General features: G+C 38.4%; 14 protein-coding genes, 5 tRNA genes and 2 riboswitches. Of the genes, 4 read left to right on the forward strand and 15 right to left on the reverse strand.

Annotated features, from left to right (window positions below; genetic code table 11):
• Positions 1–213: 213 nt before the first annotated feature.
• The 4 genes from V7127_RS11835 to V7127_RS11850 are packed head-to-tail and all read right to left on the reverse strand — an operon-like array spanning position 214 to position 2,074.
• The gene (locus V7127_RS11835; protein ID WP_335486234.1) at positions 214–987 is read right to left on the reverse strand and encodes an aminoglycoside phosphotransferase family protein; all 774 of its coding nucleotides are present in this window, start codon (positions 985–987) and stop codon (positions 214–216) included.
• Positions 950–1,123, reverse strand: coding sequence for a hypothetical protein (locus tag V7127_RS11840; RefSeq protein WP_335486237.1), 174 nt, complete (start codon positions 1,121–1,123; stop codon positions 950–952). Before V7127_RS11840 ends, V7127_RS11835 begins: the two co-directional genes overlap by 38 nt.
• 10 nt (positions 1,124–1,133) lie before the next feature.
• Positions 1,134–1,607, reverse strand: coding sequence for a GNAT family N-acetyltransferase (locus V7127_RS11845; protein ID WP_335345477.1), 474 nt, complete (start codon positions 1,605–1,607; stop codon positions 1,134–1,136).
• Between the two features lie 26 nt (positions 1,608–1,633).
• The gene (locus V7127_RS11850) at positions 1,634–2,074 is read right to left on the reverse strand and encodes a DUF4275 family protein (RefSeq protein WP_335345478.1); all 441 of its coding nucleotides are present in this window, start codon (positions 2,072–2,074) and stop codon (positions 1,634–1,636) included.
• Between the two features lie 186 nt (positions 2,075–2,260).
• Here V7127_RS11850 and V7127_RS11855 point away from each other — a divergent pair, with 186 nt between their 5' ends.
• Positions 2,261–3,055, forward strand: coding sequence for a cytochrome c oxidase assembly protein (locus V7127_RS11855; RefSeq protein WP_335345479.1), 795 nt, complete (start codon positions 2,261–2,263; stop codon positions 3,053–3,055).
• 58 nt (positions 3,056–3,113) lie between these two features.
• Complete coding sequence (locus V7127_RS11860; protein WP_335486240.1) at positions 3,114–5,363, forward strand: heavy metal translocating P-type ATPase; 2,250 nt, start codon at positions 3,114–3,116, stop codon at positions 5,361–5,363.
• 119 nt (positions 5,364–5,482) lie between these two features.
• Here the strand turns inward: V7127_RS11860 and V7127_RS11865 are convergent, their stop codons facing one another.
• From V7127_RS11865 to V7127_RS11885, 5 genes are read right to left on the reverse strand one after another with little or no spacing between them, the layout of a single operon-like run.
• The gene (locus V7127_RS11865; protein ID WP_335486243.1) at positions 5,483–5,791 is read right to left on the reverse strand and encodes an antibiotic biosynthesis monooxygenase family protein; all 309 of its coding nucleotides are present in this window, start codon (positions 5,789–5,791) and stop codon (positions 5,483–5,485) included.
• On the reverse strand, positions 5,791–6,762 hold the full coding sequence (locus V7127_RS11870) for a siderophore ABC transporter substrate-binding protein (RefSeq protein WP_335486246.1): 972 nt from the start codon (positions 6,760–6,762) through the stop codon (positions 5,791–5,793). The genes V7127_RS11865 and V7127_RS11870 overlap by 1 nt, the downstream gene beginning before the upstream one ends.
• A 17-nt stretch (positions 6,763–6,779) precedes the next feature.
• Entirely contained in the window at positions 6,780–7,541 is a 762-nt protein-coding gene (locus V7127_RS11875; RefSeq protein WP_335345483.1) for an iron ABC transporter ATP-binding protein, read from the reverse strand.
• Positions 7,538–8,488 carry an iron chelate uptake ABC transporter family permease subunit gene (locus V7127_RS11880; protein ID WP_335345484.1) on the reverse strand — a complete coding sequence of 317 codons (951 nt, stop codon included), beginning with the start codon at positions 8,486–8,488 and terminating at the stop codon, positions 7,538–7,540. Before V7127_RS11880 ends, V7127_RS11875 begins: the two co-directional genes overlap by 4 nt.
• On the reverse strand, positions 8,481–9,431 hold the full coding sequence (locus V7127_RS11885) for an ABC transporter permease (RefSeq protein ID WP_335345485.1): 951 nt from the start codon (positions 9,429–9,431) through the stop codon (positions 8,481–8,483). Before V7127_RS11885 ends, V7127_RS11880 begins: the two co-directional genes overlap by 8 nt.
• A gap of 299 nt (positions 9,432–9,730) precedes the next feature.
• A riboswitch (SAM riboswitch) is annotated at positions 9,731–9,840 on the forward strand.
• A 70-nt stretch (positions 9,841–9,910) separates the two neighbouring features.
• Positions 9,911–10,100: riboswitch (cobalamin riboswitch) on the forward strand.
• Positions 10,101–10,251: 151 nt separating this feature from the next.
• Here V7127_RS11885 and metE point away from each other — a divergent pair.
• Complete coding sequence (gene metE, locus V7127_RS11890) at positions 10,252–12,552, forward strand: 5-methyltetrahydropteroyltriglutamate--homocysteine S-methyltransferase (RefSeq protein WP_335486249.1); 2,301 nt, start codon at positions 10,252–10,254, stop codon at positions 12,550–12,552.
• Positions 12,553–12,766: 214 nt separating this feature from the next.
• Positions 12,767–13,177, forward strand: a complete 411-nt coding sequence (locus tag V7127_RS11895; protein ID WP_335486253.1) for a hypothetical protein — start codon at positions 12,767–12,769, stop codon at positions 13,175–13,177.
• Between the two features lie 117 nt (positions 13,178–13,294).
• Here V7127_RS11895 and V7127_RS11900 read toward each other — a convergent pair whose 3' ends face one another.
• The 6 genes from V7127_RS11900 to V7127_RS11925 form a co-directional block, all read right to left on the reverse strand.
• The gene (locus V7127_RS11900) at positions 13,295–13,933 is read right to left on the reverse strand and encodes a HEAT repeat domain-containing protein (protein WP_335345488.1); all 639 of its coding nucleotides are present in this window, start codon (positions 13,931–13,933) and stop codon (positions 13,295–13,297) included.
• Positions 13,934–14,285: 352 nt separating this feature from the next.
• Positions 14,286–14,360: transfer RNA gene (locus tag V7127_RS11905), tRNA-Asn, on the reverse strand.
• Between the two features lie 163 nt (positions 14,361–14,523).
• Positions 14,524–14,597, reverse strand: a tRNA-Ile gene (locus V7127_RS11910).
• A gap of 9 nt (positions 14,598–14,606) precedes the next feature.
• Positions 14,607–14,680 (reverse strand) — tRNA-Gly (locus V7127_RS11915).
• A 10-nt stretch (positions 14,681–14,690) separates the two neighbouring features.
• Positions 14,691–14,764, reverse strand: a tRNA-Cys gene (locus V7127_RS11920).
• Between the two features lie 10 nt (positions 14,765–14,774).
• Positions 14,775–14,849 (reverse strand) — tRNA-Gln (locus tag V7127_RS11925).
• Between the last annotated feature and the right edge of the window lie 57 nt (positions 14,850–14,906).

The following is a 14,906-nucleotide window of genomic DNA, read 5'->3' on the forward strand; positions in this document are numbered from 1 at the left end:
AGCAAAAGATACGATCAACGGGCATCAGATCTTGCATCTGATTACCGCTTCAACGAATATTTGCAACGAACGGGAATCACACCTCCTTTTGGTGACCGGGATTAGCAAAAGACACTATCAACAGGCATCAAGCATTGCATTTTATTTCTAAAAACAACAATGAATACAATCAACGGGAATCAGAATTGGTTTTGGCCAATTCTAGGCAATCAATCAGCCAATCTCCAATTTTCTTCTTAAATCCTTAAACACATGGATCGCTTTGAAGAAACCTTCATCGTAGGTTCCACTATCCTGAATAGACCAGCATGTTGCAAGAACGGCATGAGAAGAGCCATATAATAGAATTCTATTTTTATCTAAGTTCAGTTCCTTTACAAAGATATCAATGCGTTTTTCTATTACTTCAATGATTTGATCATCTGGCAGTTTATTTAGTAAAAATTGAATCACATCATATTCTCTATCTCCAATTAGCCCTTTAGGATCAATGGCTAGCCAAGAATCGGTGCCTGTCCTTAAAATATTATAATGATGTAAATCACCATGGAGCAGAAAGCGTTCGGTCTGGGTTTCCACCAATTTCCTAAAGATTTCAGTCGCTTCTTGCAGCATTTCTTTCGTGATGGGTCCGAGTCCTTCAGGATTATCCTTATAAATTTTGTCTAAACTTATTCCTCTCTCTTTAAAATGCGGAATGTGAACAGATTTGGGAGCCGGGCTCCATAACTTTTTCATGACTTGAGAAGCAATATAAGCAGCTTCCTCATTATTCTCAAGTGAGGCAAGGGTCGTGCCAGGCTTTAATCTTTCAAGTAGTAGAACTCCTTTTATCCTATCAACATCTACGATCCTAACCATACCATGGCCGTTAAATAGAACGAGGGCCTCTACTTCAGAAAGAAATTCCTCACTCGGAACAGTTAGCTTGATGACTACTTCCAATCCATCAAATAGCAGGCGCCACAAAATTATAGGACAAATCAAACGGCGGCATGATTTTTAAATGCCGCCGCTCCTCACATTCATGAATAAGCTCTTGAAACTCAAGTAACCACTTCTCCCCTTTTTCCTTATGCACATCTTTAATGGTTTTTACAAATTTAATTGGTAAATAAATCACTTTAGCACTCCTATGAATCTTTTATCATCGTCATAAATGCGGTAGACCCATTACTAAATTCTATTTTCCTCTTAAAACCAAGTTTTTCATAAAGGCGTATCGCCCTATCATTAAACTTCGCCACCGTTAAGCGAAGGGGAACTTCCTTATATGCGCCATGGATATGCCTTAGGATAAAAGAAAAGAATGCATATCCCATTCCCTGCCCTGTTAACTCGGGCTTCATTCCAAGCCCAATATCAGTACATGTTTCTGAATAGGCACCATACTTTGTCCCAGCAGGCACCTGGGCAGAATCCCCAGTACAAAAGAAGCCTATTAATCGACCATTTTCGTCAATGACAACTGAATACGAGCTTCCTAATAACTCCCTTATAGATTCCTCGTTTTCTTCATTATTGTAAAAATTATAAGGTGCTGGGTATTTCCAGTTTAGGATTTCGACTGCCTCGTTTCGACTTATCCTTTTGATAAACAACTGCATATGATCCCTCTTTTAATTTGAAAATATTACCTTCCCTGTTTCCACGAAAAGTATGGACCGCACAATCCTTTTTCGTGTGTATTGACGTAAGTCCAGGCAAATTCCTTATCCACTACATAAATATCCTGTTCATTTTCAAAGTCTTCAGCAGTAATTTTAGATACATTTTCAATGATTATCGCATCATTTGAATGCTGATGAAAAACATAACATGCCTGCTTTTGTAATTGATTAAATGCTTCATTTGCCTGTTCTTCTTTCAAGCATTCCTTTGTTTCATAGCTGAAAATATGCCATAAGAATCCACTGCTTTTACCTTTGTCATGCAAATGAATTTTACCCTTCTCGTCCTCACTAAGATGACTAGCAAAATTCTCCTCCCATTGATTCCGTAAATACGTGCCCCATTTCGGAATCTTCGTTACCTTAACTCTTTTCTTTTGAAGCGTATTTATGAGTGTATTCATCTTCACTTCTCCTTGGAAACACTTTTATAATATTTTATGTTATTTTTTGGAATTATGAAAGTGTGTAGTGAACTTTGTTTAAAGGTTTGGTATGTATAATAATCAGAAATCATATCCATAATCATATAAGCTTTTCAGCAATGCCCCCAATTTATTTTATTTCATCCTGATATGAGGAGGAAAAGCATGTTTGATTATTTATTATTAATTAGAAATGAATTAGAATGGAATATTCCTATATTAATGACTGCCGTCTTTATCGCCGTTTTATACACAATACTCGTAAGACAAACGACTAAATTCACAATGCTTCAAAAGCAGCCATTTCTTTTTCTTTCCAGCCTAGGCTTACTTGTCTTGATAGTTGGGAGCCCCTTTGCAGCCATTAGCCACCTCTCATTCAGCTTGCATATGATCCAAATGAGCATTCTATTTTTTATTATTCCACCATTATTATTATTAGGGATTCCAAAGCCCGTTTATCAGCTATTGTGGACGGTTATCCTAGTCAGGTCTTTTCTTTTTGTAAAACCTATCGTGGCACTCTTTATTTTTGCAATCCTATTTTCCATGTATCATTTACCAACAATATTAAGCCTTATCTCTGATCATCCTGCCATTCATAATAGTTATTTCTTTTTACTATTTATCTTAGCCTTTCGTATGTGGTGGCCCATTACCTCACCGTTTAAAAAACTACGGACATATAGCGAGACTAAAAAACGTTATGCTTTCCTAAGCGGACTTCTTTTATTGCCAGCCTGCTCAGTTTTTATCCTCAATGCTTTAATTGATGGGATGAATAATCCGTTTTTAACTCAATTAATGACAAAACTTTGTTTACCCTCTCATTCTAGTTCTCATACACTTTTTCCTCCCTTAGTCAATACTAGGCTTGATCAACTCATGGCAGGCATTCTAATGCTAGGTATTCACAAAATTTCATTAAAAGCCGCACTGCATATGGGAGAAAAAAATTAATACAGGCTTTTACCAGCTCTGCTGCCATTCGTTCTAAATACAAATCGATTTTAATAGAATGAATAATATTGATGAAGGAAAGGAGTGGGGCCCGGCTATGATCGAAACCGCACATATTGAAGTAAAAGGCATGCATTGTGCTGCCTGTACGACTCGTATCGAAAAATCTGTTTCAAAAATAGATGGAGTGACAGACATATCGGTCAATTTAACAACTGAAAAAGGCCGTGTCTCGTTTGAAAAAAACCGGACAAGCGTTTCTGACATCATTCAAAAAATAAACAAAATTGGGTTTGAAGCAAAGGAAGTCAGCCAAAACCGCTCCTCTGAACAGAACAAAAATATAGAGATTAGGAGACTTCAATGGAAATTCGTCTTTTCAGCCTTGCTTACTCTTCCGATGGCATGGGCTATGTTCGCCCACTTCCATTGGGCTTCCTTCATCAAAGTTCCTGATCTGTTTATTCATCCCCTTTTTCAGTTCGCAATTACGATTCCCATTCAATTCTTCATTGGGGCAGAATTTTATGAAAGAGCATGGAAAGCCTTAAGAAATAGAAGTGCAAATATGGATGTATTGGTCGTATTAAGTACGTCCGCAGCCTTTTTTTACAGCCATTATCTAACCTTTACAACCTTGAAAACCTATCATCAGGCCCAGCCGGTCGACTTGTTCTATGAGACAAGTGCCTTTATTATTACATTCATTCTCTTAGGAAAACTGCTCGAGGCAAAAACAAAATTACGGACGACAGAAGCAATCAAAAAGCTTTATCAATTACAAATGAAAACAGCCACTGTCTATATAAACGGGAGAGAAGAAAATAGACTGATTGAGCAAATTGTACCTGGAGATATTATCGTTCTAAGGCCTGGGGAGAAGGTGCCGATCGATGGACAAGTAATCGACGGGCATTCCGTCATGGATGAATCACTGTTAACCGGTGAAAGCATACACGTTGAGAAAAACATTGGCAACGATGTCTATGCTGGGACAATCAATCAAAATGGGTTATTAAAGATAAGAGCAACAAAAAGAAATTCTGATACTGCCCTGTCACAAATTATTCGGATCGTTGAGGAAGCTCAAGCTTCAAAAGCACCTATTCAATATATAGCAGATCATATTACAGCCCTATTTGTTCCAATTGTCATTGCCATTGCTTCGGTTACATTTGCCGCATGGTATTCCCTCTTTCAGCCAGGTGATTTAAAAGAGGCTTTAGAAAAAACGATCGCTGTTCTCATTATCGCTTGTCCTTGTGCGCTTGGGCTTGCCACTCCAACTTCTGTTATGGTCGGAAGCGGAAGGGCCGCACAGCTTGGAATCCTTTTTAAAGAAGGAAGATTTCTTGAATTATTAGGGAAAAATAATATCATTGTCTTCGATAAAACCGGGACCATTACAAAAGGACAGCCTCATGTGACCGACATTTATAGCGAATATTTAAGCATACGGGCTTTCTTAGAGACCGTTGGGGCTGTTGAGAGCATTTCCGACCATCCTATTGCTAAAGCAATTGTCCAGAGGGCGAAAAGGGAAATCTCTATTTTTCCAAGTGTGTCACAAGTCCTTTCAATTCCAGGATATGGAATCAGAGCAACAGTAAACAATCAAAAGGTTGTCATTGCCAGCCCGGCATATTTTAAAAGAAATGATATCTCCATCCCTCCAAAATCAGCCACTCTAGTAACCAAGCTAGAGCAGGAAGGAAAAACTGTCATGATTGCCTTTATTGATTCTCAGTTTTCCGGAATCATCGCTGTTGCAGATGAAATAAAATCAACATCTGTTAAAGCTGTAACTAGATTAAAGAAGATGGGGTTAGAGGTAATCATGCTCACAGGCGATAATCGGCATACCGCAATGGCTGTAGGAAAAAAAGCAGGAATCCATAAATTAAGGGCTGAAGTCATGCCCCAGCATAAAGCTGAAATCATACAGACATTACAACAAAAAGGAAACAAGGTCATAATGGTTGGAGATGGCATTAATGATGCACCTGCATTAGCTGTTGCCGATGTCGGAATTGCACTTGGAACAGGTTCAGACGTGGCCATTGAATCAGGTGATATGACCATTATCAAAGATGATCTAAATCGAGTCGTTGACGCAATCCTCATTAGCAAAAAAACGATGACTAATATTAAACAAAATTTTCTATGGGCTTTTCTCTATAATATTATGATGATCCCACTTGCCATGCTTGGTTACATGGCTCCTTGGCTTGCAGGGGCAGCCATGGCTTTTAGTTCCGTTTCTGTTGTGTTGAATTCCCTTCGGTTAAAGAGAGTTAGACTAAAGTAAGTATCGGTTAATTTTATTTTCAAAAAAAGAAATTAGAGAAGTTACCTGCTTCCATTTCTCTTGAGAATCCAAAAAATGAGGCAACCTAAATGATTAGGCGCCTCATCTTTATTTATTAATTACTTACTAACCGCCACAGTATACACATTTTGGCTTGACTCGATTATATAATCAGGCTTTGGCTTTCCAGCTTTCGCTCTGTGTCCTGCAATATGCTCGGGGCTCTTCTCCCAGTTCTTCCAATCCTCTTCAGTTTCCCATCTGACAAGGACTAATACTTCCTCGTCACCACGGCGTACATTTTTGACTAGAACTTGAAGGTCGACAAAGCCCGGCTGCTTCTCAATGAGTCCCTCACCACTGAAGCGCTCCACCACTGTATCAGAAAAGCCCTCCTTCACAACCATTTGCTTAATCTGGTAAAACATTATTCTACACCTACTTGTGCATCTTCAACCATTAGCTTCATAGACTGTAGCCCGCCACCAGATAAATACCATGGACCGCCGTTTAAGTAAAAGATTTTACCATTTTTGAATGCATTTGTTTTTTGGACAAGCTCATTTTCAATTGCATCCTTCACACTCGCATTGCTGTCAAATGCTGCATCACGGTCGATTACGAACATAATGTCTGGATTTGTTTCAGAAATGTATTCAAATGAAATGCTCTGTCCATGAGTTGATTGTTCAATCTTTTCATCAGCAGGCTTGTAACCAAACACATCATGAAGGATACCGAAACGTGAACTTGGTCCATAGGCACTCACTTTTCCTTCATTCCCCATAATAATTAATGTTCTAGCATCAGTGCTTCCTGTTTTTCCTTTTATTGCATCTATATTCTTATTAACTTCTTCCAATTCCGTTTTCATTTGTTCTTCTTTGCCAAAAACTTGTGCTATCACTTCCATGTTATGTGTGAAGGATTCCATATAATTTGTGTAATCAATTCCTACATAAATTGTTGGAGCAATTTTTTTGAACTCTTCATACATATCAGATTGGCGTGCGGAGATGAAAATCACATCTGGCTTTAATGCATGAATTGCCTCAAAGTCGGGCTCCTTCAAGCTTCCTACATTCGTGTACTCAGAACCAGCATATTTTTCTAAATATGGCGGAATGGTTGCCTGTGGTACTCCAGTAACAGGAACACCAAGCTCATCCAATGTATCTAAAATACCAAAATCAAAAACTACTACTTTCTCAGGCGTCTTTGCTAAAACAATTTCTTCCTCATCAAGTTCATGCTTAATTTTTATTTCTGCAGATTCCTCTACTGGCTTGTCGCTTCCAGAATTCGAGCTTTCCTCTTCTTTTGCAGCTTCCTTCGATCCACACGCAGATAGCACGAGGAAAACCGTTAATAATAATGCAAATAATGGCCATTTTTTCATATCATTAATCCCCTTTTCTATGAGTTAAAGTACACGCAAATTCGGCAATCGTTTATTTTTTTAATTGGAATATCCATATCATATATTTCTCTTAATGAATCCGACTGAATGATTTCATTTGTCGGCCCATTCTTTACAACTTTCCCGTCCTTCAATGCTACAATGCGGTCTGAATAAACAGACGCGAAATTAATATCATGCAGGACAATGACTACTGTTTTTCCCAACTCATCCACAAGACCGCGAAGAATCTTCATAATTTGGACAGAATGCTTCATATCTAAATTATTCAGCGGCTCATCTAGTAAAATATAGTCCGTATCCTGTGCAATCACCATGGCGATAAATGCTCGCTGACGCTGGCCTCCAGATAATTCATCAAGAAAATCATGCTGCATATCAGTTAAACCCATGTATGTAATGGCTTGATCCACCATTTTCTCATCTTCCTCATTCAGATGCCCCTTCGAATACGGGAACCTCCCAAACGACACGAGTTCACGGATCGTCAGCCGTACATTCATATAATTGGATTGTTTTAAGATGGACACACGCTTGGAAAAGTCATTCGGTTTCATTTTCTTAACGTGAGAGTTTTCAATCAGTACCTCACCCGTATCCGCTTCGATTAATCGGCTAACCATCGATAGCAGCGTAGATTTTCCAGCTCCATTTGGACCGATAAAGGACGTGATTTGTCCTGGATGAATATCGACTGTCACATTTTCAACGACAGGCTTTTTTCCATAGAATTTGGATAAAGCTCGGACTTGAATCAATTAGATCGACTCTCCTTTAGCAGTAAAAATATGAAATACACGCCACCGAAAAAGTTAATGATGACACTGAGCGTTGTCGAGAAGGTAAAGATTCGCTCTACAACCCACTGACCTCCCACAAGCGCAATGATACTCATGACCATCGCACCAGTAATGATTGTGGTGTGCCTGTAGGTTTTGAAAAACTGATACGATAAATTGGCTACGATCAGACCGAAAAACGTAATCGGCCCAACTAATGCGGTAGCAATGGAAATTAAAATAGCTACTAAAACGAGCATCCTTTTCACAATTAGATCGTATGGAACACCAAGGTTCACGGCATGATCACGGCCAAGTGAGATAACGTCCAAGTAGTTCATTGATCGAAAACCTATTACAATTGCGATGATGATGATGCTTAATGCAATCCATACTAAATCACCATTCACATTATTAAAGCTTGCAAACATCCTATCTTGCACTCTTTGAAATTCATTCGGATCAATAAGCACCTGCAGGAAAGTAGAAATGCTGGAGAAAAACGTTCCTACGATAATCCCAACAAGCAAAAGGAAGTATATCGGCCGCTTTCCATTTTTAAAAAGCAGTTGGTAGAGTAATAAAGCAAATACAATCATCGCCACGACTGATAAAAAGAAATTATACTGCCGATTTGCGACCAATACATGACTGGATCCTAAAAAGAAAATAATAACCGTTTGGATGAGTAAATACAGGGAATCCAGCCCCATAATACTCGGTGTTAAAATGCGATTATGCGAAATTGTTTGGAAAACTACTGTAGCATACGCAATGGCTATACCAGTTAAGACCATGGCAATGACCTTAACTCCTCTTCGCGGCAATGCATAATCGAAGCTTCCATTTAAATCATGAAATAAATAAATGCAGCAAAACATAATCGCTATTACGGCGAGTATGATCATTTTTATAGAATTACGCATACGCCTTCCTCCTAAAGAGTAAATAGAGGAAGATTCCGCTGCCAATGACTCCGACCATCAAGCTAATCGAGATCTCATACGGGTAAATAATAACCCTTCCCAGTATGTCACACACAAGCAGGAACGAGGAGCCAAGCAATGCTGTATGTGGCAAGGTCTTTTGCAAATGATCTCCTTTAAAAATTGAAACAATGTTTGGGATTATTAATCCAAGGAATGGAATCATTCCGACTGTTAGAACGACGGTAACCGTTATTAGTGCAACAAGAATAAGTCCAAAATTCACAACCCGTTTATAGGACATACCTAAGTTTTTCGAAAAATCTTCCCCCATACCTGCTACCGTAAAGCGATTAGCAAATAAATAGGCCACCGCTAACAATGGAATCGTTATGTAAAGAAGCTCATATCGTCCCTTCATAATCATTGAAAAATCACCCTGGAGCCATGCAGACATATTTTGAATAACATCTGCCCGATAGGCAAAAAAAGTCGTAATCGAAGACAAGATGTTTCCAAACATTAAACCAACAAGCGGAATAAAGATTGCGTCCTTAAATTTAATTCGATCGAGCAATTGCATAAACAAAAGCGTGCCGGCAAGCGCAAATACAAAGGCTACAATCATTTTCTCAAGAAGGGACGCATTCGCAAACAACAGCATTGACACTAAAATCCCAAGTCTAGTGGCGTCAAGTGTGCCCGCTGTTGTAGGGGAAACAAATTTATTCCGGCTGAGTTGCTGCATAATTAACCCTGCAATACTCATCCCCGCTCCTGCAAATAGGATCGCTAATAATCTTGGCAATCGGCTGATAAGAAAGATTTGAGTTTCATCAGATTGCAGATTTAGCAAATCCTTCGGTGTAATATGGCTCACTCCAACAAATAAGGATAGGATTGAAAGTACAATGAGCGAGACGATAAGATATCTTTTTTTCATAACTATCTCCAATAAAGTTTGATTCTTTGTGAGTCTTGATGATATTGAAAATCATTATCACTAATACTCACAATTTTTATTATAGCAATCAGGAAATGATTGTCAATAATTAATTGAAAGTAATTATCATTATCATAAGAATCGTGCTTAACTACTACTTATACTCATGATAAATTTATTAACTCCCCTAATCCTTTTTCACTTACACTACTTTTGTAGTGTTTTTCCAAAATTCTTTGACAACTTATCTTTACCATGCTAACATGGCTATTAAATTCAAAACATTTAAATATTAACAACTCTTATTCAGAGAGGTGGAGGGACTGGCCCTGTGAAGCCCGGCAACCATTCAATTACTTATTGAAAAGGTGCTAATTCCTGCAAAGCATATTGCTTTGGCAAATAAGAGAGGACTCCTTCAGTAGGAGTACAAGCCTCTCTTTTATTTTGAGAGGCTTTTATTTTTCCTTTAAAAAATTTAATAAACGAATGCATCAGGTGCTGTTAATTTTTTTCTCAGCTTAAAAGGGAAGTCCGGTGAAATTCCGACACGGTCCCGCCACTGTAATGGGGAGCAGCTTATCAGGAACCACTATTTCATTTGGAAATGGGAAGGGATAAGAAGCGATGAACCTAAGTCAGGAGACCTGCCTGTTGTATATGCTTGTACTCTACGAGGATATAGAGGGGAGTGAAGAATACGTGTTGAGAAAACCATTATGTCTCAACTCTAGTTAGCTATGCGTATGAATCTCTCTTTTCTACTTGAAAAGAGAGATTTTTTTTGAGAAAAAATTAAAAATTAGGAGTGTAGGAAACGATGAGCCATGTAAGAAACTCGAATTTAGGTTATCCAAGAATTGGAGAAAAACGCGAATGGAAAAAAAGCCTCGAGCTGTATTGGGCAGGTCAATTAGAAAAAGACGAGTTTTTGAAGCAAATGGAACAAATTCGCCTTCAGCATCTGCAAAAGCAGATTGATCAAGGAATTGACTTAATCCCGGTTGGAGATTTTAGCTTGTATGATCATGTCCTTGATACAGCTGTCATGTTTGGATTAGTGCCAAAGCGTTTTGGCTATTCTGGAGGGAAAGTATCTCTAGAAACATATTTTAATATAGCGCGTGGAACGAAAGGTGCAGTTGCATCTGAAATGACGAAATGGTTTAACACTAACTATCACTATATTGTTCCAGAGCTGGACGAAGCTGAGCCTGCACTAGTAGAAAACCGTCCTCTCCAATTTTATAAAGAAGCTAAGCAAAAGCTTAATATTGAAGGTAAGCCTGTCATTTTGGGGCCTATTACATTTGTTTCTTTGGCAAAAGGCTATAAAGCAAGTCAATTTAAGGAAAAGGTTAATCAATTCGTACCGCTTTATGCTGAAATTTTACGAGAACTTCAGGATGAAGGCGTAGAATGGGTACAAATAGACGAGCCGATCCTTTCCACTTCTATTTCAAAAGATTTAATGGCCTTATTTAAAAATGTTTATCAAGCATTGTATGAAGCAGCTCCACATGTAAAAGTCATTTTACAAACGTATTTTGAAGCCGTTGAATTTTATGAAGACATCATCTCCCTCCCTGTTCACGGCATTGGGTTTGATTTTGTACATGACCAAGGGAAAAATCTTGAAGCTTTGAAAAAGTATGGGTACCCAAAGGATAAGGTGCTTGCTGCTGGAATCATTGACGGCCGCAATATTTGGCGTGCCAACCTTGAAAAACAATATACGTTCCTTGAAGAAATTGGACAGTTTGTTTCCAAAAATCGTTTGATCGCACAGCCTTCATCAAGCTTATTGCATGTACCTGTGACGGTTAAAAGCGAAGATGTACTCGATAAGATTCTAAGTGATGCATTATCATTTGCAGATGAAAAGCTGTATGAAGTCGTTACACTCTCAAAAGGGATTCATGATGGAAAAGAAGCAATACAGAATGACATTCTAAAAAGTACAAAATCTATTGCTTTATTAAATCAATCTTCTTTTCGAAACAATAAAGCAGTTCAAGAATCCATCCAATACTTACATGCCTATAAGGCAGAACGTGAAGCTCCTTTTCAAGTACGCCAGAGGCTTCAAGAGAAGACCTTCCAATTGCCGCTCTTGCCGACAACAACCATTGGAAGCTTTCCGCAGACACAGGAAGTAAGAAAACAACGATTAAAATGGCGTAAAGGCGAGTTAACAAATGCAGATTATAAACATTTTATTCAAGCTGAAATTAAAAAGTGGATTGAGATACAGGAAGAGCTTGGCATTGACGTACTGGTTCATGGAGAGTTTGAACGTACAGATATGGTCGAATATTTCGGGGAAAAATTAGATGGATTTGTATTCACAAAATTTGGCTGGGTGCAATCATATGGATCGCGTTGCGTAAAGCCGCCTCTTATTTACGGAGACGTATCATTTAAAGAGCCAATGACAGTTGAAGAAACCCTTTATGCCCAATCATTAACAGACAAGCCTGTAAAAGGTATGCTGACAGGTCCAATTACTATTTTAAACTGGTCGTTTGTACGTGACGATATTTCGCGATACGACGTTGCCAATCAAATTGCGCTTGCGCTTCGAAAAGAAATCGAAGAACTTGAAAAAAGCGGAATCCGTATGATTCAAGTTGATGAGCCGGCCATTCGTGAAGGGCTGCCATTAAAGCGTGAAAAGTGGGAGAGTTATCTTAGCGCAGCAGTCTATGCATTTAAGCTTGCAACGACAGCTGTACAAAATGAAACACAAATTCATACCCATATGTGTTACTCCGATTTTGAAGAAATTATTGACGCGATTCATGCCCTCGATGCAGATGTGATTTCAATCGAAACTTCAAGAAGTCACGGTGAACTTATTTATGCATTTGAAAATAATACGTATGATAAAGGGATTGGCCTTGGTGTATATGATATTCATAGCCCGCGTGTACCTGAACTTGACGAGCTTCTGGCAAATATTGATCGTGCCCTTCAAGTCCTTGATCCAAAGCTTTTCTGGATTAATCCGGATTGCGGTTTAAAAACACGCGGCGAGGCTGAGACCATCGCAGCACTTAAGGTAATGGTTGAAGCAGCGGAACAAACAAGAGGAAAATTACTTGTGACTAAGAAGCAATGATTCGGTAGTAAAACATCGGTCGGCCTATTTGACTAAGCACCTTTTGCTAGTCTTATGGACATTGGTCGACCTACATTTACATATTGATCAAAGCAAAAAAACTTTGACTTCTTTGTTAGCCAGTCCCCCAATCTTCAAGTAATAATACTTAAAAAATAGAAATAAGAATTGATATTAAGGATTATTTAAATGTTAAGAAGGTGGGATTACAACATTGGAGTTAATTGTTAAGGATAAAAACGGCATTATAGCAGAGTGTTTATATTATGGATACAAACGCGAAAATATGGTGAGTGGTTTTTTCCCCCTTCAATATGGAGATTTATTAACAATTTCAAACCATGGGAAATTTGTCTTTGGAATAGGTTGGTTTATTTTCATTACGATTAATGAATCTAAAAAAGAGTTTCTGTTTATGCCAGATCTTGAAGCAGCGATTCACTCTAAAAAGTTGGAATCATGCATCGATATTATGCTTGATTACTCTTTATCTACCTTTTATTTAGATAAATCCTTAGCAAGTCGTAACAAGGAATTATTTTTAACTTTGTCTAATAAACTGAAAGAGTCATCTTTTCTTTTGCATAGAATAACTAATAAATTCCCGGCGGAAAATCAAACATAGTAGTTTGCTTTTTCGATGACCAGGGAATTTATTAGTTATGTTGTATCGTGCAATACTCATTTCTTCATTTTTAAGTTTCAAATTATGCTTCTTTCATACATCAAATGTATTTATTAACTAGACAATCCCTTTATCTATAGCTTTTATTAATGACCTTGCTGCCTTTTTTACTACACCTTTTGGATCATCTTCATATTCTTCAGCTATTCCTCTTATTTCAAGAGTGTATTTATCAGTTGAATGACATACATGCAAAAACCCTTTTAAAACGCGCGCACGATGCTTGCCTTCCCAAACAAGCAAGGATTCCTTCAACAGTGGAAAAGCGGTTTGTGCTTCAGACTCTCCCACAGTCGCATAATTACATAAAGATTCTATCGCATAGTCTCTAACAATTGTGCTTTTATCAGACTTAATTAGCTCTGTAAGCTGCGGCAACGCCTTTGAAATTTCTGATGGTATGTATGCTGCAATTAAAGCAATTGCGTGCATGGCTTCCCAGCGAACACGTGTCGTTTTATGCGAAATCAAATTTAATAAATCATTAGCAAAAGCTAAGATCAATTCTGGCTGTTTTTCTGCAACTTTTGTAAAAACCTCGGCACAATCTCCAACAATAGCTGCCTCTTTTGATATTAGGCCTTCTCCTATTTCAATAAGTAAGCTTGGATTTTTAAGACAATCCATTGCTGCTTGACGATTTCCTTCTTCTGTCTTTTCTCCAATCTGTGATGATAGTTTTATTATTATAGTCATTTCATCCCCTCCGTGCTAATCTGCTTCCCATTCCTACTTTTGCCTTCCAAGCAAAACAGGCTAGGTAAATAAATTTTCTATACTAATACTTATAGCCGAATAAACAGAAAGTTAATCCTGGCTATAGTTCTGTTTAAAATTATACAATAAGGCATATACAATTATGTAACTAATTACCATGCGTTTAAAAGTGAATAGTATAATTCGAATTCATACAAAAAACCGCTATTCCACAAAATAGGTGGAAATAGCGGTTTTATTAGTTTATACCAATTAGTAATTTTTACAAATTTAGATAATATGAAACATTGACCAACACCTTAGGAGGCCGTTGTTCAATACAGATAAAAAGTGGCTCCGCAGGTAGGATTCGAACCTACGACCGTTCGGTTAACAGCCGAATGCTCTACCACTGAGCTACTGCGGAATAATTAATATAGTTCCCTAAAATCCATTTGGCTTAAGTAATGTGTTACAAATCCCTACGTGATTTGTCACAGATTTTAAAAGTTTGCCATTCAGTGAAGGAATACTTCGCGGCTGCAAGCTTTAAAAATCCTCTACCACTGAGCTACTGCGGAATAAAAAGATGGGCCTAAATGGACTCGAACCATCGACCTCACGCTTATCAGGCGTGCGCTCTAACCAGCTGAGCTATAGGCCCATTATAATATGGAGCGGGTGAAGGGAATCGAACCCTCATCAACAGCTTGGAAGGCTGTGGTTTTACCACTAAACTACACCCGCATTATTTTGTTGGAGGCAGCACCCGGATTTGAACCGGGGATAAAGGTTTTGCAGACCTCTGCCTTACCACTTGGCTATGCCGCCTTAAGTAAAATGGCTGGGCTAGCTGGATTCGAACCAACGCATGTCGCAGTCAAAGTGCGATGCCTTACCGCTTGGCTATAGCCCACTGAAGTAACCTCAAGAATTGCTTCTCAGTAAAATAAAATGGGGCGGCTGATGGGAA

It is taken from the genome of Bacillus sp. JJ1773 (assembly GCF_036962035.1).
Taxonomy (GTDB): domain Bacteria; phylum Bacillota; class Bacilli; order Bacillales; family Cytobacillaceae; genus Cytobacillus.